The sequence below is a fragment of the Nocardiopsis sp. NPDC058789 genome (assembly GCF_042745575.1).
GTDB lineage: Bacteria > Actinomycetota > Actinomycetes > Streptosporangiales > Streptosporangiaceae > Nocardiopsis > Nocardiopsis eucommiae.
The window spans coordinates 277,963-297,911 of the sequence record NZ_JBHYOW010000002.1; the positions used below are offsets into that span (position 1 = coordinate 277,963).

Annotated in this window: 16 protein-coding genes and 1 pseudogene; 14 read left to right on the plus strand and 3 right to left on the minus strand. The window is 73.1% G+C overall.

Going from position 1 to position 19,949, the window contains the following annotated elements:
* The first annotated feature begins 53 nt into the window (after positions 1-53).
* From putP to ACFW3L_RS03390, 7 genes are all read left to right on the plus strand, one after another.
* Complete coding sequence (putP, locus tag ACFW3L_RS03360; protein WP_378735841.1) at positions 54-1,625, plus strand: sodium/proline symporter PutP; 1,572 nt, start codon at positions 54-56, stop codon at positions 1,623-1,625.
* A gap of 138 nt (positions 1,626-1,763) precedes the next feature.
* Positions 1,764-2,348 carry a putative glycolipid-binding domain-containing protein gene (locus tag ACFW3L_RS03365; RefSeq protein WP_352388191.1) on the plus strand — a complete coding sequence of 195 codons (585 nt, stop codon included), beginning with the start codon at positions 1,764-1,766 and terminating at the stop codon, positions 2,346-2,348.
* A gap of 70 nt (positions 2,349-2,418) precedes the next feature.
* A complete protein-coding gene (nadE, locus tag ACFW3L_RS03370) occupies positions 2,419-3,249 on the plus strand; it encodes an ammonia-dependent NAD(+) synthetase (protein WP_378735844.1) in 831 nt (276 codons plus the stop codon).
* A 360-nt stretch (positions 3,250-3,609) separates the two neighbouring features.
* Positions 3,610-5,010 (plus strand): acyltransferase, encoded by a 1,401-nt coding sequence (locus ACFW3L_RS03375; RefSeq protein ID WP_378735846.1) that lies wholly within the window; start codon positions 3,610-3,612, stop codon positions 5,008-5,010.
* A 9-nt stretch (positions 5,011-5,019) separates the two neighbouring features.
* Positions 5,020-5,862, plus strand: a complete 843-nt coding sequence (locus ACFW3L_RS03380) for an alpha/beta fold hydrolase (RefSeq protein ID WP_378735848.1) — start codon at positions 5,020-5,022, stop codon at positions 5,860-5,862.
* Between the two features lie 37 nt (positions 5,863-5,899).
* The gene (locus ACFW3L_RS03385) at positions 5,900-7,165 is read left to right on the plus strand and encodes an AGE family epimerase/isomerase (RefSeq protein ID WP_378735850.1); all 1,266 of its coding nucleotides are present in this window, start codon (positions 5,900-5,902) and stop codon (positions 7,163-7,165) included.
* 62 nt (positions 7,166-7,227) lie between these two features.
* Complete coding sequence (locus tag ACFW3L_RS03390; protein WP_378736186.1) at positions 7,228-8,154, plus strand: carbohydrate kinase; 927 nt, start codon at positions 7,228-7,230, stop codon at positions 8,152-8,154.
* 400 nt (positions 8,155-8,554) lie between these two features.
* Here the strand turns inward: ACFW3L_RS03390 and ACFW3L_RS03395 are convergent, their stop codons facing one another.
* Entirely contained in the window at positions 8,555-9,739 is a 1,185-nt protein-coding gene (locus tag ACFW3L_RS03395; RefSeq protein WP_378735852.1) for a glutamate--cysteine ligase, read from the minus strand.
* Between the two features lie 400 nt (positions 9,740-10,139).
* Between ACFW3L_RS03395 and ACFW3L_RS03400 the strand changes: the two genes are divergently transcribed.
* The 6 genes and pseudogenes from ACFW3L_RS03400 to ACFW3L_RS03425 all read left to right on the plus strand — a co-directional run bounded on the left by ACFW3L_RS03400 (position 10,140) and on the right by ACFW3L_RS03425 (position 17,800).
* The gene (locus ACFW3L_RS03400) at positions 10,140-12,938 is read left to right on the plus strand and encodes a LuxR C-terminal-related transcriptional regulator (RefSeq protein ID WP_378735854.1); all 2,799 of its coding nucleotides are present in this window, start codon (positions 10,140-10,142) and stop codon (positions 12,936-12,938) included.
* Positions 12,939-13,046: 108 nt separating this feature from the next.
* Positions 13,047-13,865, plus strand: coding sequence for an ABC transporter ATP-binding protein (locus ACFW3L_RS03405; RefSeq protein WP_378735856.1), 819 nt, complete (start codon positions 13,047-13,049; stop codon positions 13,863-13,865).
* Positions 13,862-14,581, plus strand: coding sequence for an ABC transporter ATP-binding protein (locus ACFW3L_RS03410; RefSeq protein ID WP_378735858.1), 720 nt, complete (start codon positions 13,862-13,864; stop codon positions 14,579-14,581). The genes ACFW3L_RS03405 and ACFW3L_RS03410 overlap by 4 nt, the downstream gene beginning before the upstream one ends.
* 10 nt (positions 14,582-14,591) lie before the next feature.
* On the plus strand, positions 14,592-15,443 hold the full coding sequence (locus ACFW3L_RS03415) for a branched-chain amino acid ABC transporter permease (protein ID WP_378735860.1): 852 nt from the start codon (positions 14,592-14,594) through the stop codon (positions 15,441-15,443).
* Between the two features lie 3 nt (positions 15,444-15,446).
* Positions 15,447-16,454, plus strand: a pseudogene (locus ACFW3L_RS03420) (branched-chain amino acid ABC transporter permease); the annotation flags it as partial.
* A gap of 23 nt (positions 16,455-16,477) precedes the next feature.
* Positions 16,478-17,800, plus strand: a complete 1,323-nt coding sequence (locus ACFW3L_RS03425; RefSeq protein WP_378735862.1) for an ABC transporter substrate-binding protein — start codon at positions 16,478-16,480, stop codon at positions 17,798-17,800.
* A 62-nt stretch (positions 17,801-17,862) separates the two neighbouring features.
* Here the strand turns inward: ACFW3L_RS03425 and ACFW3L_RS03430 are convergent, their stop codons facing one another.
* Positions 17,863-18,441, minus strand: coding sequence for a TetR/AcrR family transcriptional regulator (locus tag ACFW3L_RS03430; protein WP_378735864.1), 579 nt, complete (start codon positions 18,439-18,441; stop codon positions 17,863-17,865).
* Between the two features lie 113 nt (positions 18,442-18,554).
* Here ACFW3L_RS03430 and ACFW3L_RS03435 point away from each other — a divergent pair, with 113 nt between their 5' ends.
* Positions 18,555-18,980, plus strand: coding sequence for a DoxX family protein (locus tag ACFW3L_RS03435; RefSeq protein WP_378735866.1), 426 nt, complete (start codon positions 18,555-18,557; stop codon positions 18,978-18,980).
* An 88-nt stretch (positions 18,981-19,068) separates the two neighbouring features.
* Here the strand turns inward: ACFW3L_RS03435 and ACFW3L_RS03440 are convergent, their stop codons facing one another.
* Positions 19,069-19,914: an alpha/beta hydrolase family protein gene (locus ACFW3L_RS03440; protein ID WP_378736188.1), complete on the minus strand. Its 846-nt coding sequence runs from the start codon at positions 19,912-19,914 to the stop codon at positions 19,069-19,071.
* Positions 19,915-19,949 lie beyond the last annotated feature (35 nt).

The window sequence follows — 19,949 nt, forward strand, 5'->3', positions numbered from 1 at the left end:
AAACAACGCTTAGCGGCCCACTGTCGCCGTTCTTCTGGGAAAGGAGGAGACGGTTGAATCCCGACTCCTTGGTCGGACCGATCGTGACCTTCGTGATCTATCTCGGCCTCATGGTCGCGATGGCTGTGTACTTCTACAGCCGCACGCAGTCACAGTCCGACTTCGTCCTGGGCGGCCGCAAACTGGGCAGTCTGGTCACCGCCCTGAGCGCGAACGCCAGCGACTTCAGCGGTTGGCTCCTGATGGGCCTGCCCGGGGCCATCTACATGTCCGGCCTCGGTGAGGCCTGGATCGCGGTCGGTCTGGCCTCCGGCTTCCTCGGCAGCTGGATCCTGCTCGCACCGCGTCTGCGGGTGTACACCGAACGCGTCACCGACGCCCGGAACGGCGGCGAGTCCGACTCGCTCACCCTCTCCTCCTTCCTGGAGAACCGGTTCAACGACCGCACCCGTCTCCTGCGCGGGGTCTCGGCGGTCCTGATCATCGTCTTCTACTTCTTCTACGTCGCCTCCGGCATGACGGCGATGATGTCGCTGTTCGACCAGGTCTTCGGGCTCAACCCGGTGCTGGCCGTGCTCATCGGGCTCGGCATCGTGGTCGCCTACACCGTCATCGGCGGCTACCTCGCCGTCTCGGTCACCGACGTCGTGCAGGCCATGATGATGTGGCTGGCCCTGCTCATCGTGCCCGTGGTCGCGATCAGCTTCCTGGGCGGCCTCGGCGAGGTCGTCGACGGAGTCAACGCCCGGGGCGACAACCTCATGTCGGCCTTCGGCGGCTCCTCCCTCGCCGACGGCGCCTGGGTGTCCGCCGAGACGCTGGGCTGGGTGGTCATCGTGTCCGGTCTGGCGTGGGGCTTCGGCTACTTCGGCCAGCCGCACATCCTCTCCCGCTACATGGGCATCCGCTCCCTCCGGGACATCCCCAAGGCAGCGGCCATCAGCGTGTCCTGGGCGGTCACCGCCATGGGGCTGGCGCTGCTCGTCGGCTTCGTCGGTATCGCCTACTTCGAGACCCCCCTGGACGACCCCGAACAGGTCTTCCCCCGCCTGATCGACGCCCTGATGAACCCGTGGGTCGCGGGCTTCCTCCTCGCCGCCATCCTCGCGGCGGTCATGAGCACCGCGGACTCCCAGCTCCTGGTGGCCTCCTCCGCCATCACCGAGGACGTCTACCGCGCCTACATCAACAAGGACGCCAGTCCCAAGCTGCTCATGTGGCTCAGCCGTCTGGCCGTCGTGGTCGTGGCCGTGGTCGCCGCCCTGGTCGCCCTCTACGGAGACCAGTCCGTCATGGGTCTGGTCGGCTACGCCTGGGCGGGCTTCGGGGCGGGCTTCGGCCCGGTCCTGCTCTTCGCCGTCTTCTGGCGCAGGATGACCTGGGCGGGCGCCCTGGCCGGCATGGTCGCGGGCGCGACCACCGCCATCGTCTGGGACTTCGTCGACGAGGCCTTCCTCGGCGTCGGTCTGTACGCCATGGTGCCGGCCATCGCCCTGAGCGTGCTGTGCATCTTCGCCTTCAACGGCCTCGGCCGGGTCAGCCCGCAGATGGAGGCGGACTTCGACCGCGTGCAGGACGAGGTCAGGGCCGGCGGCAGGGACGAGGAGCCCCAGCCCGTCGCCTGACGTCCGTCCGCCGGGGCCCGTGGTTCGACCGCAGTGAACCACGGGCCCCGTAACGAACGGCTTCCGTGCCCGTGTCACGTTCGGCACGGGCACGCTCGCGCTCTGGCGCCGCACCGTCCAGAACGGTAGAACGGTGACATGTCGTCACTGACGGAACACCCGGCCGCGTGGACCCGCACCGACGTCCCCCAGGGGTTGGGACTCGGCACGGTCCTGCCCGAGCCCGACGGCCACCGGCTGGAGGCCGGGGAGACCGTGGTGGAGGGGGCGGAGCGCTTCTTCACGCGCTTCACCGTCCGCACGGACCTGGCCTGGACGACCCGCGAGGTCCGCGCCGAGGTGCTCTCGACCTCCGGGCCGAGGTCGGTCACACTCCGGGCCCAGGACGGCCACTGGACCGACGCGGACGGCCGCCCCCTCCCCGAGCTGGTGGGCTGCCTGGACGCCGACGTCGCCGCCACCCCGCTCACCAACACGCTCCCCATCCGCCGTCTCGGGCTGCGTCCCGGAGAACACCGGGACATCGCGGTCGCGTGGATCGACATCCCCTGCCTGCGGGTCCGCCGTGTCCGCCAGCGCTACACCCGGCACCCGGCCGAGGACGGTCTGGAGCGCTACACCTACCGCGACCCCCTGCACGGCGAGTACTCGTTGTCCGTGGACGGCGACGGCGTCGTGGTGGACTACGAGCGGTTCGCCCGCCGCCTGCGCGCGGACCGCTGACCGACGTGGTGAAGCGCTCCCCGGCAAGGGTGATAATCGGTGGACCACGCACCACATCCAGGGAGCGCACGTGACCGAGACCGAGCTGAGCGAGCAGCGCCGCGAGATCATCCGCGAACTCGAAGTCCCCGAGCACTTCGACGTCCACGCCGAGATCGAGCGCAGAGTGGCCTTCCTCACGGAGAGACTCACCACGAACGGGTCCCGCGCGCTGGTCCTGGGGATCAGCGGTGGCGTGGACTCGCTCACCGCCGGGCGCCTGTGCCGACTGGCCGTCGACCGGGCCCGCGAGTCCGGCCACGAGGCCGAGTACGTGGCCGTGCGCCTGCCCTACGGGACGCAGGCGGACGAGGCGGACGCCGCCCGCGCCGTGGAGTTCGGTGCCCCCGACCAGTGTCTGACCGTGGACGTGCGACCGGCCACGGACGCCATGGCCGCCTCCCTCACCGAGGCCGGCGTGACCCACGAGCACGCCTTCGCGGAGGACTTCGTGGTCGGCAACGTCAAGGCCCGCCAGCGGATGATCGCCCAGTACGCGATCGCGGGCGCCGCGCGCGGCCTGGTGGTCGGCACCGACCACGCGGCCGAGGCGGTCACCGGCTTCTTCACCAAGTACGGCGACGGCGGGGTCGACCTCGTGCCGCTGGCCGGACTGACCAAGCGCCGGGTGCGCGCGGTCGCCGCCGAACTCGGCGCTCCCGGGGACCTGGTGAACAAGGTGCCGACGGCCGACCTGGAGACGCTCACCCCGCAGAAGCCCGACGAGGAGGCGCTGGGGCTGACCTACGATCAGATCGACGACTTCCTCGAGGGCCTTCCGGTCCCCGACGAGGTGACCCGCACCCTCGTGGACCGCTACGGTGTGACCGCCCACAAGCGCGCCGTCCCCACCGCTCCCTGATCCCCTCGGTCCCACCGGCACCACCTGCCCGGGCCCGTCGGTGTCTCCGGTCCGCGAACCCCCGCGCCCTCGGCGTTCCCAACGGGACGGTAGTGCTGGCACCACCCCTCGTGGGTGGGCTGGCCGTGGGGGAGAGAGGGTACCCAGCGCCCTCGCGGCGCCCGGCGACCCGAACCTAGGGTCGTTACCAGCGACGCGTCACCACTGCCGTCATCAGTGTCGGCGGGCGCCCGTGATCAGGGCCCCGCATCGGGACGTGTCGGACCCCCCACAGGTCAGCACAGCCCGGTCAGCACGACCAGGCACCTCCGCGTGCCCGGCCGCCCCCGGACCCCGGGAAAGACCAAGGAGCGACAACCCATGACCGTGATCGCCGAACCCGCGAACGCGGGCGGGGACCGGCCTCAGGCCTCCGCCGCAGCACCGGTGGTGGCCGTGCCCCGACCACGGGGACGTGATCGCTTCCTCGACGCCCTGCGCCTGTTCGTCATGGCCCTGGTGGTCCTCCAGCACTGGTGGCTGCCGGTGCTGACCGTGCAGTCCGAGGGCGACCTCGCGGCGACCAGCGTCCTGAGCACCCCGGGCGGGTTCGCGCTCACCTGGGTCTCCCAGGTCATGCCGCTGATCTTCTTCGTGGGCGGGGCGGCCAACATGATCAGCTGGCGCTCGGCCCAGGGCCGGGGCGAGATCGCGTCGGTCTGGTGGGCCAAGCGGCTCAGACGGCTGGCCTGGCCCGTGGTGCCCCTCGCGGTGGTGTGGATCCTCGCCTCGCACCTGGCGGTCCTGGGCGGAGCCCAGCAGCAGCCGGTACTGGTCGGCGCGGGCGCGGCGGGCATGGTGCTGTGGTTCCTGGCCGTGTACGTGCTGGTGGTGGTGGCCACCCCGATCCTGGTGGCCGCCCAGGACAGGTTCGGCTGGTGGGTCCCGGCGGCGCTGCTCGCCGGTGCCATGGTCGTGGACCTGAGCCGGTTCGGCTTCGGGGTGGAGGCCTTCGGCTTCCTGAACGTGGCCTTCGTCTGGTTGGCCGTCCACCAGCTGGGGTTCCGGTACGCGAGCGGTGCGATCCGCCGCCCCCACGCGGCATGGATGGCCGCCGTCGGCGCCGTCACGGTCGTCGTCCTGGTCAACGTGGGTCCGTACTCGTTCAACATGACCGGTGTGTTCGCCGCCGAGACCTCGAACGTCTCCCCGCCGACCCTGGTGCTGGCGGCGCTGGGCGCCGTGCAGGTCGGCGTCGCGATGCTCCTGCGGGACCGGATCTCCGCGTGGACGGACCGGCCCGGTCCGGCGCGGATGCTGGACCGTGTCTCCCCGCAGCTGATGACGGTGTACCTGTGGCACATGCTGCCGATCTCGGTGGTGGCCGGGGTCCTCGTGTACGGCCTGGGCATCAACACCCCCGACCCGATGACCGGGCTGTGGCTGCTGTGGGGCGTGCTCGGCGTGGCGGTCCTGGTGCCGATGATCCTGCCCCTGGCCCACTGGGCGGTGCGGTTCGAGGAGCCGCCGAAGGTCCTGCGCGGTGACCCCGGACTGATCCGTGTGCTGGCCGCCGCCGCGCTGATCGGCGGCGGGCTGCTGGTCCTGACCGTGGCCGGTCTGGGCTTCGGCCTGGCGCCGGTCCTGGGTCTGGTGGCCGTGGTGTCGGGCCTGCTGCTCACCGCCGCGCCGCGTCCGCGCGCCGCCGGTGAGCCGACCCGGGCACAGCTTCTGCCCAGTTTCCTGGTTCGTCCCGGTGGTCGTCACGGGTACCTCGGGTAGACCCATGGGATGAACCCCAGACGCATCGCCTTCGACCGGCACGGGAGCGGTCGCCCCGTGGTCCTGCTGCACGGACTCGGCGACCGACGGCAGAGCTGGGAGGCGGTGGCGCCCCGGTTGGCCGCCGACTACGAGGTGGTCAGCGTGGACCTGCCGGGGTTCGGGGAGTCCCCGGCGCCGGGGCGGGACGAACCCTACGACGTGCACAGCATGGTGCGGGTGATCCGGGAGTTCTGCGAACTACACGGGCTGGAGCGCCCCCACCTGGCGGGCAACTCGCTGGGCGGTTCGATCGCCCTCGAACTGGGGGTCCAGGGGGTGGCCGGCTCGGTGACGGTGTTCTCCCCGGCCGGGTTCTCCGACCGCCTCGCCCGCTGGGGCATGCGCACGGTCGGTGTGGTGGCCAACCTGGCCACCCACCTGCCCATGCCGCTCAAGGAACGGCTCGCGGACACCCCGCCCGCGCGGGCCGCGGCACGCATCGCGCTGCGCGGCGACCCCTCCTCCCCGGAGGCCAAGGCGACCCGGTTCGGTATCCAGGGGCTCACCCCGGGAGCGCCGTACGTGCGTATGGTGCCGAGGATCGCGGACTACGACTTCACCTCCCGGCCGATCTCCTGCCCGGTCACCATCGCCTGGGGTGACCGGGACCGAACCCTGCTGCCCTCCAGCGCGGAGCACGCCCACCAGCGGGTGCCCAACGCGCGCATGGTGTCGCTGCTGGGGGTCGGACACATCCCGATGGCGGACGACCCCCTCAGCGTCGCGGAGCACATCCGCTGGACGTGCAGCGCCGCGGACCGGGCCCGGGGGGCGAGCGGAACCCTTCACGGGAAGCACGGCCCGGGATAGCGTTACGCGCGGAACAACTCCCTGAGGAGGCACTGGTTTGACCACTTCGACACACCCTGCCCCGGGCTCCCCCTCGTGGTTGGCGGCGGAGGAACGGCGGTTGGTCGACTTCGCCGCCGGTGCGGCCGTCCCCGACGGGTTCGGCTGGCTGGACGCCAAGGGCGGCGTGGAGCCCGACCGTCCGACCGAGACCTGGATCACCGCTCGGATGACGCACGTGTTCTCCCTGGCGCACCTGCGCGGCGACGCGCGCGCGGCGGAGCTGGCCGACCACGGGGTGGCCGCGCTCTCCGGGCCGTTGCGCGACGCCGAACTGGGCGGATGGTTCGACGCGGTGCCGGAGGGCGGGGATCCCGCCCGAGCCCGGGAGCGCTCCCAAGCGCTCCCGGACAAGTCCGCCTACCCCCTCTCCTTCGTCGTCCTGGCCGCCTCCTCCGCCGCCCTCGCCGCCCGCCCGGGCGCGCGTGAACTGCTGGACGAGGCCCTGGGGGTGTTCGACGCGCGCTTCTGGGAGGAGGAGGCGGACTGCGTCCGGGAGAGCTGGGACGCCGACTGGACCGTCACCGAGCCCTACCGGGGGGCCAACAGCGCCATGCACTGGGTGGAGGCGCTCCTGGCCGCCGCCGACGCCACCGGCGACACCGACTGGACCCGCCGGGCCCTGGCCGTGGCGGAGCGCCTGGTCCACGGAGTGGCCGCCGCCCACGACTGGCGCCTGCCCGAGCACTTCACCCCGGACTGGCGCCCGCTCCCGGACTACAACCGCGACCACCCTGATCACCCCTTCCGCCCCTTCGGCAGCACCACCGGCCACCTCCTGGAGTGGGCCCGCCTGCTCCTGCACCTCGAACTCGCCCTGGAGCGCGCGGGCGAGACCGCCCCCGCGTGGCTGCGCGCCGACGCCGAACACCTCTTCGCCCACGCCGTCCGGCGAGGCTGGGGCGTGGACGGCGCGGAGGGGTTCGCCTACACCCTGGACTGGGAGGACCGCCCGGTCGTGCGCCAGCGCATGCACTGGGTGGTGGCCGAGGCCACCATGGCCGCGTGGGCGCTGGCCGTGCGCACCGGCGACACCGCCTACACCGAGCGGTACGAGCGGTGGTGGGACTACGCCGACCGGTTCCACGTGGACCGCGAGCACGGCAGCTGGCGGCACGAGCTGGACCCCGCGAACCGCCCCGGGGGAGCGGTGTGGTCGGGCAAGCCCGACGTCTACCACGCCTACCAGGCCACCCTGCTGCCGCAGGTCGGGTTCTCGACCTCGATCGCGGCGGCCCTGCGCGGTACGGGAGGAAGCCGGTGACCGAGGAGACCACGGGCCCCGCCGCCGGAACACCCCGGCTGGTGGTGGTCGGGGAGAACGTGATGGACCTGCTGCCGTCCCGGCACGGCCCGGACGTGTTGCGGGCCGCACCCGGCGGCGGACCGGCCAACACGGCGCTGGCCGCGGCCCGGCTGGGCACGCCCACCCGGCTGCTCGCCCGGATCGGCGCCGACGGTTTCGGCGCGGCCATCCGGGAACGCCTTCTGGCCGGGGGGCTGGACCCCGCCGGTCTGGTCGCGGCGGAGGAGCCGTCCGCCCTGGCCCTGGCCACCCTCGGTCAGGACGGGGCGGCCCGGTACGACTTCCGCATGGACGACGCCGCCGACTGGCGTTGGCGTCCCGGTGAGCTCCCCGGAGCCCTGGAACCCGGGGTGCGGGCCCTGCACGCCGCCTCCATCGCCCTGTTCCGCGAACCGGGGGCCACCCGGATCGAGGCGCTGCTGCGGCGCGAGCACGGCCGGGGACAGGTGACGGTCTCCCTCGACCCCAACATCCGCGCGGACGTGGTCGGGGACCCGGCCGAGGCCCGTGCGCTGGCCCTGCGCCACGCGGCCCAGGCCCACGTGGTCAAGGCCAGCGACGAGGACCTGGCCTTCCTCTTCCCGGAGCACACCCCCGAGGGGGCCGCGCACGCCCTGGCCGCCCTCGGTCCGGCGCTGGTCGTGGTCACCCTGGGCGCGGAGGGGGCCTTCGCCCTCTCCCACGGTGTGCTGGCCGCGGTCCCCGCACCGAGGGTGGAGGTGGTGGACACGGTCGGGGCGGGCGACTCCTTCATGGGAGCCCTCCTCCACCGTCTCGACCTGGACGGGAGGCTGGGTGAGCGGCCACGGGGCCGCCTGACCGGGCTGACGGAGGCGGACCTGGCCGACCTGCTGACCTTCGCCGTCACCGCCGCGGCCCACACGGTCACCCGGGTGGGCGCTGATCCTCCCACCGCCGACGACCTGCGGGAACTTCTGGAGGCCTGAGCGTACCGGCGGGAGGGGGCGCCCCCTCCCGCCGGGGAGTCCGAGCATCCTTGGAGCCCGACTCTCGGTCGGCCGCGTCGGGCCGCTCCGCGTCGGGCCGCTCCGCGTCGGGCCGCTCCGCGCCGGGCCGCTCCGCGTCGGGCCGCTCCGCGCCGGGTCGCTCCGCGCCGGGTCGCTCCGCGCCGGGTCGCTCCGCGCCGGGCCGCTCCGCGCCGGGGGGCCGGTCACGGGGTGGCTTGGGGTGGCCCGCCCCCGTCGTCCGCAGGCCGGCCCGTCGTCCACAGGCTGGGGGGAGCGCGCTGGCGGTGACCGGCACGGACGTGTTTCCCTGGTATCTCGGGGGATGCTCCACTCTCGTCCGCCGACCCCTGCCCGAGAACGGCCCGGCGGCCCCGCGTACTCAGGCGCGGGGGAGCCTCGGGCGGGGCACCGACCCCAGGCCCTCGCGGGTCTGCGCCACGACGTGGTCCACCACGTCGGTCATCCGCTCCCGGCGCGCGTAGGCGACCCGCTGGCGGTGGGCGCCCGACCCCACGGTCAGGACCCGGTCGAGCAGGGACGACACCAGGTCCGTGTCCCCGGAGACGGCCAGGCCGGGCAGGGCGGCCCGGCGGACCCGCTCCATGGCGGCGCTCGCGGTCAGGGACTCGCCGGTCAGCGGGTCGGGGACCACCCCCTCCAACCCCTCCCGGGCGGCCCGCCACACGGCGGCGCGCAGGGTGTGCGTGCTCACGGCGGGTGCGGGGACCCCGTGCCACACGTCGGTGAGGGCCCGCGTGGCCAGGCCCCGGGTGAGGGTCGCGAGGAGCAGGGCCTCCTCGGCGGTGGCGGCCACGTCGCCTACCCGGATCTCCAGCGTGGGCAGGTGGTCGGAGAGGCGGATGTCCCAGTAGACCATGCGGCGGTCCAGGATCGCCCCGGTGGAGGTCAGCCCCTGGACGGCGCTCTCGTGCTCCTTGAGGGTGCGCATCAGCGGCGGCGGACCGGCGGACGGCAGCTGGTTCCAGGTGACCGTCCGCCAGCTGGCGTGACCGGTGTCCCGACCCGACTGGAAGGGCGAGTTCGCGGCCAGCGCGACCAGGAAGGGCAGCCAGCGGCGCAGGTGGTCGCTGACGGCCACGGCGGTGGCCGGGTCCGGGATGCCGACGTGCACGTGACAGCCGCACACCACGTGGGAGGCGCGCAGGGCTCCGAAGTGGGAGGCGATAGCGGAGTAGCGGCGGCCATGGCTGATGGTGGCCGCGGCCGGGTCTCCGAGGACGGGGGTCCCGGTCGCGGCCACGGCCAGCCCCGCGCTGTCGGCGGCCCGGTGGAGTTCCGCCCGCGCGGTCTCCAGGAACGCGCGGGCCTCCTCCGAGGTGGTGCACACGGGGCTGTTGGCCTCCACCTGGGCCCGGGTGAACTCGCCGCACAGGTGGGGCCCGAACGATCGGGCGTGGGCCAGGACGTCGGGGGCGCGGGAGAGGATGCGGCGCGTGCGCGGGTCGACGACGAAGAACTCCTCCTCCACACCGAACGTCAGGGGTCGGTTCACGGTGCCGACGGGTGGGCGTCGGTCCTCCGCTGTCAGGGAGCGGTTCTCCATGCGGTCCTCCGGCTGTCCGATCCAGTGTGTCCCGCACTGGATATCCCGCACGGGGACGGCCGCGACAGTGTCCCGAAGTGGACAAAAAGCTATCTGAGAGTTGTTTGTGCTGTTTGTCTGTTTCACTATTGGGGCGGCCTCGACGCGCCGCGTCCGGACTACCTGGACGGACGCGGGCGGAGTTCCGGTTGTGCGGCATATGAGGGAACCGGAACATTTTTTCGGCATCGCGGATCGGTCTGAACCACCGGTTCATCTTGCGCAACGCCATCCCCGCGAAGCCCACCGAGGACCAGCAGAACCCTCGTACGCGGACGCCACGCGGGGCACGGGGCGGGTATCGGTGAAACGACCAGTGTGTCCGCGCACACCTGCCGGAGCGGGGCGGCGCTGTGCGAATGTGAACAACGTGACGGAACGGTACACGGAGCCCCCGAGCGTACGCCTCCGGGGCCGGGACGCTGAGTGGAGGACGCTCGCCGACGCCCTGGGCGACGCGAGGTCCGGCCGGGGCGCGTCCCTGCTCCTCACGGGTGGTCCGGGCCAGGGCCGGAGCCTCCTGCTCGACCGCACCCGCGACGCCGCGCGTGACTTCACCGTCCTCCACGTGGGCGGGGTCCGCACCGAGACCGACCTCCCCTGCTCCGGCCTCCAACGCCTCCTGCGCCCCGTGGGACCGGTGATCGACCGGCTTCCGGCGCGCCAGCGCGACCTCCTGCGCGAAGCCCTCACCCGGGGCGGCGGCACCGACGACGACCGTTACCCGCTCTACACCGCCGTCCTCGAACTCCTCTCCGAGGCGAGCACCGATCGCCCCCTCCTCCTGTGCGTGGACGACGCCGAACTCCTGGACGCCACCTCGCTCGACGCCCTGGCGTTCGCCGCGCGGCGTCTCACCGGGACCCGGATCGCCGCCGTGTTCGCTGCCCGGGACGGGCACCGCTCCAGCGCCCCCGGTCCGGTCCCGGGGGTGCCCGAACTGGTCCTCTCCCCCCTGGAGGACCGCGCGGTGCACGACCTGCTCGCCGACCGCGCCCCCGCCCACCTGTCCTCCACGGTCCGCGCCGGGCTGGTCGGCGCCGCCCACGGCAACCCCGCGGCGGCCCTCGGCTTCCTCTCGTCCCTCACCCCGGAGCAGGTCCGGGGCGAACACGCCCTGCCCGACCCCCTCCCGCTCACGGCACGGTCGCGCGCGGCCTGGCTCGCCCCCTACGAAGAGCTGCCCGACGACGCCCGGCGGATCCTGCTGCTCGGCGCACTGGCCGCCGACCCCCGCGTCCACCTGCTCCTGGACGCCGCGCGCGAACCCGAAGACCCGGAACCCGCGCCCTCGGTGGCCACCCTCGAACCCGCCGAGGAACGCGGGCTGGTGCGGGTGGACGGCGACACCCTGGTCTTCCCCGACCCGCTCCTGCGGGAGGCCGTCGTCCAGGCCACCCCCGCCGGTCGCCTGCGCGCGGCCCACCGGGCCCTGGCCGGGGTGACCGACCGCGAGCACGCCCCGGTCGAGTTCGCCCGGCACGCCGCCCGCGGTGCCGAGGCCCCCGACGCCGACCTCGCGGACCGGATCGCGGCCGCCGCACGGCGGGCCAAACGCCTGGCGGGGCCGCTCGCGGCCTCCCACACCAACGAGCGCGCCGCCGACCTCACCCCCGACCCCGACGAACGCGCCTGCCGCCTGGCCACCGCCTCCCACGAGTCCCACCTCGCAGGGGAGCCCGAACGCGCCGCGCGCCTGCTCGGGCGGGCCCGCCCGCTGGCTGTGTCCGACCGCCGCCGAGCCGTGGTCGCCCTCATCCAGGCCGAGTTCGAGACGTGCGACTCCAACGCCGTGGACGCCGCCGAACGGCTGTACGCCGCCGGGCGCGACCTCGTCCCGCACGACCGCGGCCTCGCCCTGCGCGCCCTGGTCCGGTCCGCCGACAGCGCCTCCTACGCGGGGGACCCCGTCCGCCACGCCAGGGCCACCGAACTCGCCGTCCCCCTGGTCCGCCCCGACGATCCGCCCTCGATGCGGCTGATCGCCGCCTTCCTGGAGGGGTGCACGGTCTCGTTCCGGGGCGACTACGTGAACTCCACCCCGCTGCTGCGCGAGGCGATCCGGCTCTCCCACGGCATGAGCGCCCCCTCGGAGCTGGTGTGGGCGGGGATCTGCGGCCTCCGCCTGGGGGACGCCCCCTTCGTCCGCACCGTCACCTCCCGCGCGAGGGAGTCGGCCCGGTCCCGGGGGGAACACGTCTTCGTGCCCTCGGCGCTGGCCTTCCTCGTCTTCTCCGAGTTCTGGAGCGGGCGCTTCCCGTCCGCCGCCGGGACCGCCCTGACCGGGCTGCGCGCCTCCCGCGAGTCCGGTCAGACCATCTGGGCCGCCCAGCACCTCGCCTCGCTGGCGATGATCGCCGCCATCCAGGGCGACGTCGACACCTGCCACATCCGGGCGCGCGCGGTGACCGCGCAGGCCGGGGAGAGGAGCCTCGGGCTGCCCTCCGCGCTGGCCTCCTGGGCGCTGGCCGTCCTCGAACTCTCCCGGGGCAACGCCGCCGACGCCTTCTTCCGGCTGCGCTCCCTGGTGCACGCAGGTCCCGGGCACGGGCACCCCACCATGCGCCTGCTCACCGCCCCCCACTTCGTGGAGGCCGCGGTCCGCACGGGCAAGACCGGGTGGGCGCGCGCCTCCCAGGCCGGATACCGCGGCTGGGCCGAGGCCGTGGAGAGCCCGAGCGCGCTGGCCCTGGCCGCACGCGGGGACGGCCTGCTCGCCACCGGGGAGGAGGCGGCCGACCACTTCGAGACCGCGCTCGACCTGCACCGGGCCTGCGGTGACGACGACGTCGAGCACGCGCGCACCCAACTGCTCTTCGGCGCGTCCCTGCGGCGGTCCCGCCTCCCCGGGCGTGCCCGGGAGCACCTGTACAACGCCCTGGAGACCTTCGAGCGCTTCGGCGCGCGGCTGTGGGTCCGGCAGACCCGCGCGGAACTGCGCGCCATCGGCACCGCGGAACGCGGCCCAGAGTCCCCGGCCACCGGCGACCTGACGGCGCAACAGCAGCAGATCGCGCAGTTGGTGGCGGAGGGCGCCACCAACCGTGAGGTGGCCGCGCACATGTTCATCAGCCCGCGCACCGTGGAGCACCACCTGCGCGGCATCTTCCGCAGGCTCAACATCAGGTCCCGGGTGGATCTGGCCCGTCTCCTGAACTGAACACGTCCCGGGTCCGGCGCCCCGGGGCGTGCGGGCGCCCCGTCGCGCCGACCGTTCGATACCAACTGGTCGGTATGAGATCCGGCGAGTCGCCGGAGAGAGGCAGCCATGACAACGACCGCACCGGAACACCTCCTGACAGCGGACGGGGTGACCATGCGCTTCGGAGGGCTCACCGCGCTGGACGACGTCGGACTCCGGGTCGACCCGGGCACCGTCGTCGGTCTCATCGGCCCCAACGGAGCGGGCAAGACCACCCTTTTCAACGTCCTCTCGGGGGTGCTGCGCCCCACCAGGGGAGTGGTCTCGTGGAAGGGGGCGCCGCGATCCGGCGGGCGTACCCACCACCTGGCCAGGGCCGGGATCGCCCGGACCTTCCAGGGCCTCAACCTGTTCCCGATGATGACCGTTCTCGGGAACGTCATGGTGGGCGCCGATCGCCTGGCCAGGGGCGGAGCGTTCTCCCTCGTCAGCGGCCTCGGGCGGCACCACCGCGACGAACGCGAGCTCAGGGAGCGCGCCACCGCCGCCCTGGAGCGCTTCGGTGTCGGCGAGCACGCCCACCGGCTGCCCGGCACCCTGCCCTACGGCGTGCAGAAGCAGGTCGCCCTCGCACGGGCCTGCGCCGGGGAACCCGAACTCCTCCTCCTGGACGAACCCGCCAGCGGGCTCTCCGGTCACGAGACCGCCGAGCTGGGCGAGCGGATCCGGGAGCTCAGCAAGGACATGGCGGTGGTCCTCGTGGAACACCACATGGACCTGGTCATGGACGTCTGCGACCGCGTCGTGGTCCTCGACTTCGGCAGGGTCATCTCGACCGGGACCCCCGAGGAGGTCCAGGCCGACCCCGCCGTCACCCGCGCCTACCTGGGCACCTCCGACGTCCCGTCCACCGGCCCCGACGACGGGAACGGGGACCGCCGATGACCCTCCCGCCCCTGCTCACCGTCGAGGACCTCAGCGCCTCCTACGGCGCCGTCCGGGCCCTGGACCGCGTCAGCCTCACCGTTCCCGAACGCGGACTGTCCGCCGTCCTCGGGGCCAACGGAGCGGGCAAGACCACCCTCCTGCGCACCCTCACCGGCCTGCACCGCGCCTCGTCGGGACGGGTGCTGCTGGCGGGCGAGGACATCACCCGGCTCCCCACGGAACAGGTCATCACCCGGGGCCTCGCCCACGTCCCCGAGGGCGGCGGGGTGGTCGTCGAACTCACCGTGGAGGAGAACCTGCGCCTGGGTGCCCTCTGGCGCGCGGACCGCCGGGACCGAACCACCCTCGACGAGGTCATGGACCTGTTCCCTCCCCTGGCCGAGCGCCGCGCGAAGGCCGCCGCCACCCTCTCCGGCGGGGAACGCCAGATGCTCGCCATCGGCCGCGCCCTCATGGCCCGGCCCCGGGTCCTGCTCCTCGACGAACCCTCGCTGGGCCTCGCGCCCCTGATCACCCGGCGGATCCTCGACCTGCTCCGCGACCTGCGCGACCGCGCGGGACTCACGGTGGTCCTCGTGGAGCAGAACGCCGCCGGGGCCCTGTCCGTCACGGACCACGGCCACGTCCTCCACCGGGGGAGCGTCGTGGCGGAGGGGCCCTCCGCCGAGCTCCTGGCCGACGACCGCACGCGCCACGCCTACCTCGGCTTCTGAGGGAGACCCCATGAACTACTTCGTCACCCTGACCCTCAACGGGCTGGCCTCCGGGGCGGCCTACGCGGCACTGGCGCTCTCCCTGGTCATCATCTACCAGGCCACCCGGCTGGTGAACTTCGCCCAGCCCGCCCTCGCTCTGCTGTCCGTCTACACCGCGTACACGGTCACCCAGCTCACCGGCTCCTACTGGCTCGGCTTCGCCGCCGCCCTGACGGCGGGGCTGCTGGTGGGCGCCTTCGTGGAGCGCGTCATCGTCCGCCCCATCGCCCGCACCTCCCAGCTCAACGCCATCATCGTCACCCTCGGCCTCCTCCTGGTGGTCCAGGGCGGAGTCGGCATGGTCTGGGGCAACGAACAGCACGGCCTCCGCTACGCGTTCAGCTACGTGGGCCGCTTCGCCCCCTCGGACGTGTTCGCCCTGGTCTCCGTGGGGGTGGCCGCGCTCCTCCTGTTCGCCCTGTACCGGTTCACGCCCCTCGGGCTGCGGATGCGCGCCGCCGCCTTCCACCCGGAGGCGGCCCGGCTCAACGGGGTGCGGGTCGGTCTCATGCTCACGGCGGGGTGGGGGATCGCCTCCCTGATCGGAGCGTTGGCGGGCATGCTCGCCGGACCGCCCTTCCTCTCACCGAACGTCTTCGACGTGGTGTTCGTCTTCGGGATCACGGCGGCCGTGGTGGGCGGTCTGGACAACCCCTTCGGCGCCGTGATCGGCGGTCTGCTCATCGGGCTCGGCAAGTCGTACGTGTCCGGGTTCCTGGGTCCCGAACTGGCGACCCTCGCCGCCCTCGTCATCGTCGTGGCCGTCCTGAGCGTGCGCCCCGACGGCATCCTGTCCCGACCGACCGCCCGAAAGGTCTAGCCAGCCATGCCCCTGCCCGTCCGCCACCTGCTTCTGGCCGCCCTCGGCCTGGCCGCCGTCGCCGGACTGCTGTTCGTGACCGGCGACCTCACCGCCCTGCGCGTCGCGGCCGTCGGGTACACCATGCTCGCCGTCGCCGGGCTCCAACTCCTGGTCGGCGGCTCCGGACAGGTCTCCCTCGGCCACGGCGCGTTCATGATGATCGGCGCCTACACGATGGCGCTGCTCGTCCTGCACCAGCCGTCCCTGCCGCTGGCCGCCAACCTCGGTGTCATCGTCGCGGTGTCCGTCGTGGCGGGTGTCGCGGTGGGCGCCGCCACCGCGCGCCTGCACGGTCCGTACCTGGCCGGGGCGACCCTCATCCTCGCCGTGGGCCTGCCCGGACTGGCCCACCGCTACCACCAGCTCCTCGGTGGCAGCAACGGCCTCAACATCCGCACCGCCGGAGCTCCTCCGTTCCTCGACGGACTGGTGACGACCAGCGAGTGGCGGGCCCTGGTCGTGTGGACCACGGTCGTGCTCGGCCTGGCCGCGCTCGCCACGATCTCCGCCGGGCGCCTCGGCCGCCGTATGCGCGCGGTCCGGGACGACGAGACCGCCGCCGCCATGGCGGGCGTCCCCGTCGGCGCCACGAAGGTCGCCGCCTTCGTGATCGCCTCCGCGGCGGGCGGTCTGGCCGGAGGGCTCCAGGCCTACGTCCTCGGCACCGTCACCCCCGGCAGCTTCACCCTCGTACTCTCGCTGACCCTGCTCGCCGCGCTGGTGCTCGGCGGCATCGGCAGTCTGTGGGGCGCCCTGTGGGCCTCGATCGCCATCGTCTACCTGGACGTGTGGGCCACCGACCTCGCACGGGCGGCGGACCTGGGGCGCGACGTCGAGAACAACCTGCCGGTGGTGTTCTTCGGCGTCGTCCTCATCCTCGTCCTGCGGTTCTGGCCCCTCGGCGTCCACGGCGCCCTCCGCGACCTCGGAGCCCGCCTTCGGATGGCCGGCTCCGGCACCTCCTCGTGAACCCCCCAGTGAAGGAGACAACCATGCGCGAACACGGAAGCCGGGTCCTGTGGGCCCCGGCCCTGGCCCTGGTCATGCTGGCCGCGGCCTGCTCGGGCGCGGGCGAGGTCGGCCAGGGCGCCGACGTCGACCTGGACGTGGCCCCGGGCGTCACGGACGACGCCGTCGTCATCGGTACCCATCAACCGCTCACCGGTCCGGCCGCACCCGGGTACCTCGCGGTGTCCCAGGGAGCGGGAGCCGTGTTCGACCACGTCAACGCGGAGGGCGGGGTCAACGGGCGGCGGATCGACTACCGGGTCGAGGACGACGGCTACGACCCCTCCCGGACCATCGACGTCACCCGCCAACTGGTCATCGAGGACGAGATCTTCGCGATGGTGGGCGGCCTCGGCACGCCCACCCACGGCGGTGTCATCGACTACCTCAACGACGAGGGGGTGCCCGACGTCTTCCCGGCCTCGGGCGCCCTGGCCTGGAACAACACGGAGGAGCACCCGCTCACCTACGGCTGGCAGACCGACTACACCAAGGAAGCCAAGATCCAGGGCGAGTACATCACCGAGAACTTCCCCGGGCAGGACGTCGGCTACCTGTTCCAGAACGACGACGTCGGTGAGGACTCCCAGGCCGGACTCGACCAGTACCTGTCCGACGAGGTCGTGGCCCGCGAGCACTACGAGTCGGACATCCCCGACCTCGGCGCGCAGATGGCCGAGCTGGAGAACTCCGGGGCGGAGGTGGTCGTCTGCTCCTGCATCCCGGCCTTCGTCGCGCTCGGCATGCTGGAGGCGGCCCGGATCGGCTACGAGCCCCAGTGGGTGATCTCCAGCATCGGTGGGGACACCGCCACACTCCAGGCGCTGCTCACCGAGTTCACCGAGGACACCGACGCGGAGGGCGTCCCGGCCGACGCCTTCCTCGACGGGGCGATCGTGACGAGCTACATGCCGCGCGTGGAGGACGAGGACGACGAGTGGGGCCGGTTCTTCGTGGAGGTGTACGAGGAGTACGGGCACGGCGGGCCGCCCACCAACACGCACATGTTCGGCATGACCCAGGCCGTCATGTTCGCCCAGGTCCTGAAGTCGGCGGGGCGCGACCTCACCCGCCAGTCCCTCGTCGACGCCCTGGAGACCCAGGAGTGGCGGGGCCCCGGCCACACGCCCTTCTCCTCCAGCGAGGGTGACCACGGGGGTCACCAGGGCGTCTACGTCGTGCGGTACCAGAGCGGCGGCGCCATCGAGATGGTCCAGGAGGCCCGGGTGACCGACCGTGAGGGCGGCCCCGTCGAGGAGGTCGACTTCGAGCGACTCTCCCCGGAGGACCTGCCCTTCCACGACTGACGCCGACCGTCGGAGCCGGGGCGCGCGGACCGCGTGCTCCGGCTCGCCGCTGTGAGGGGCGGTCAGGAGGGATCGAGGCGCCCGGAGGAGGCCAGGACCCGGTCGACGAGGTCCTCCACGAAGGCGCGGGAGGACGGTTCCGCCTGGAAGGAGGTCCTGGCCAGGACGCCCCCCACCAGGAGCGCCAGGGACGGTTCGACGTCCTCGGCGGGCAGGTGGGCACGTAGTACCGACGCCAGGGAGCGGGTCCCCGCCTCGTAGAGCCTGTGTCGGAGCTCGTCCACCGTCGGGTCGCTGCCCCTGCGCTCCAGGAGCCCCCCGAGGACACGGTCCAGGTGCCCGCCAGCCAGGTCCTCGGCGAAATCGACCAACCCGGCGACGAGGTCCGCGCGCAGGTCCCCGGTGGGTTCCGGGTGGTCGGTCTCGTCGCAGATCCTCCCGACGGACGCCCGCATCAGGTCCAGGCGCGTCGGCCAGTGCGCGTAGACGGTCGCCTTGGAGTAACCGGCCCTGCGCGCCACCTCCGCGTGGGTGACGGCGGCCCACCCCTCGGTCGCGAACAGGCGCACGGCGGCGTCGACCACGTCACGGTGCGTTCGCAGGACCCGGGGGTCGTCACCGGGTGCCTTCCTCTCTCCCATGGGCGCGATCCTATCGGGGCCTCCTCGACACCGTGGTGACTTCTGAACTATGAGTACATTACTGTACGACTAGTTCAATAGATGTTCGAGGCGAGCGAGAGACGAGGGACGCCATGACGAGGACCGATCGGCGGAGGAGCGCGTCCGCGCCCCGGGGCCTGAACACCGCCCTGTGGGTCGCCCAGTGGACCCTGGCACTGGTGTTCGTCGGCGGGGGCCTCTGGAAACTGGCCACGCCGGTGGCCCGGGTGGCCGAGGTCTTCCCCTGGGTCGGGGAGACACCCCCGGCCCTCTTCCTCGTCACGTCCGTGCTCGACGTCCTCGGCGGGCTCGGGGTCCTCCTCCCGGCGCTCACCCGCGTCCTGCCCCGGCTGACCGTCCTGGCCGCCGTCGGGTGCGCGGGGCTCCAGGTGTCCGCCATCGCCTTCCACCTCCTCCGGGGCGAGACCGACGTCGCCTTCAACGTGGTCGTGCTCGCCCTGGCGGTCCTGGTGGCCTGGGGGCGACTGACCCGGGCACCCCTGGAACCCCGGGCGTGAGATGGCGGCGCCCACGGGAACGGGGCCGGCGGGGAGGGGCTCCCCACCGGCCCCGCCGGGCCTCGTCACGTCGACCCGGCCACCCGGATCAGCCGCCGTGCGGGCAGGAGTCCCGGTAGTCGGAGAAGTCGGTGCCGATCCCCGTGCGGGGCGGCGGGCACAGGAACTGCTCGTAGCGCTCGTCCTCGTCCACGAACCGCTTGAGCCAGGAGATGCCGTACTTCGCGATGGCGGTGTTGGAGACGTTCGGCGCGAAGTGGCTCGCGCCGCGCAGCTCCAGGTAGGCGCGGTCGAGGGAGTCGGGCAGGCTCTCGTACATTGGGATGGCGTGCGAACGGACCGACGCGGTGACGTCGTTCTGGGCGCCGACGACCAACGTGGGCGTCCGCACGCTCGACCAGTTCTTCTGCGTGTGCCAGGGGGTCAGCGGGATCGCCGCGCGCAGTTCCGGCCGCGAGTCGATGGCGGCCAGGGTGCCGCCACCGCCCATCGAGTGCCCCATGACGGCCAGGCGGTCACCGTCCACGCGGTCGCTCACCGCGCTCCGGTCGACCAGGTAGTCCAGGGCGGCCTCCAACTGGCGGCCCCGACTGTTCGGCTGGTCGTACCGGGTGGTCGTGTCGATGGTGAACACCACGAAGCCCTGCGAGGCGAAGCGGTGCCCGTACCAGGACATGGACGACTGGCCGGCGGTGTACCCGGGGGCGACCACCACACCACCGAAGGTGCCCTGTGAGGTGTCGGTCGGATAGTAGATGGTTCCGCCACCGAAGCCGCTCACCAGCGAGGACACGGAGGTGGTGTCGGTGTCGAAGTGGCCCCGAGGCGCGGTCACGCTCTGCTCCGTCGGGTCCGGGCCGCGTTCGTGCGGGTTGGCGGCCTGGGCCGGGGCGACGGCCGCGCCCGCGCCGAACAGGGCCAGACCCACCACCAGAGCGGACTTCGCGGCGACCGCCGCCGCCCAGGAGC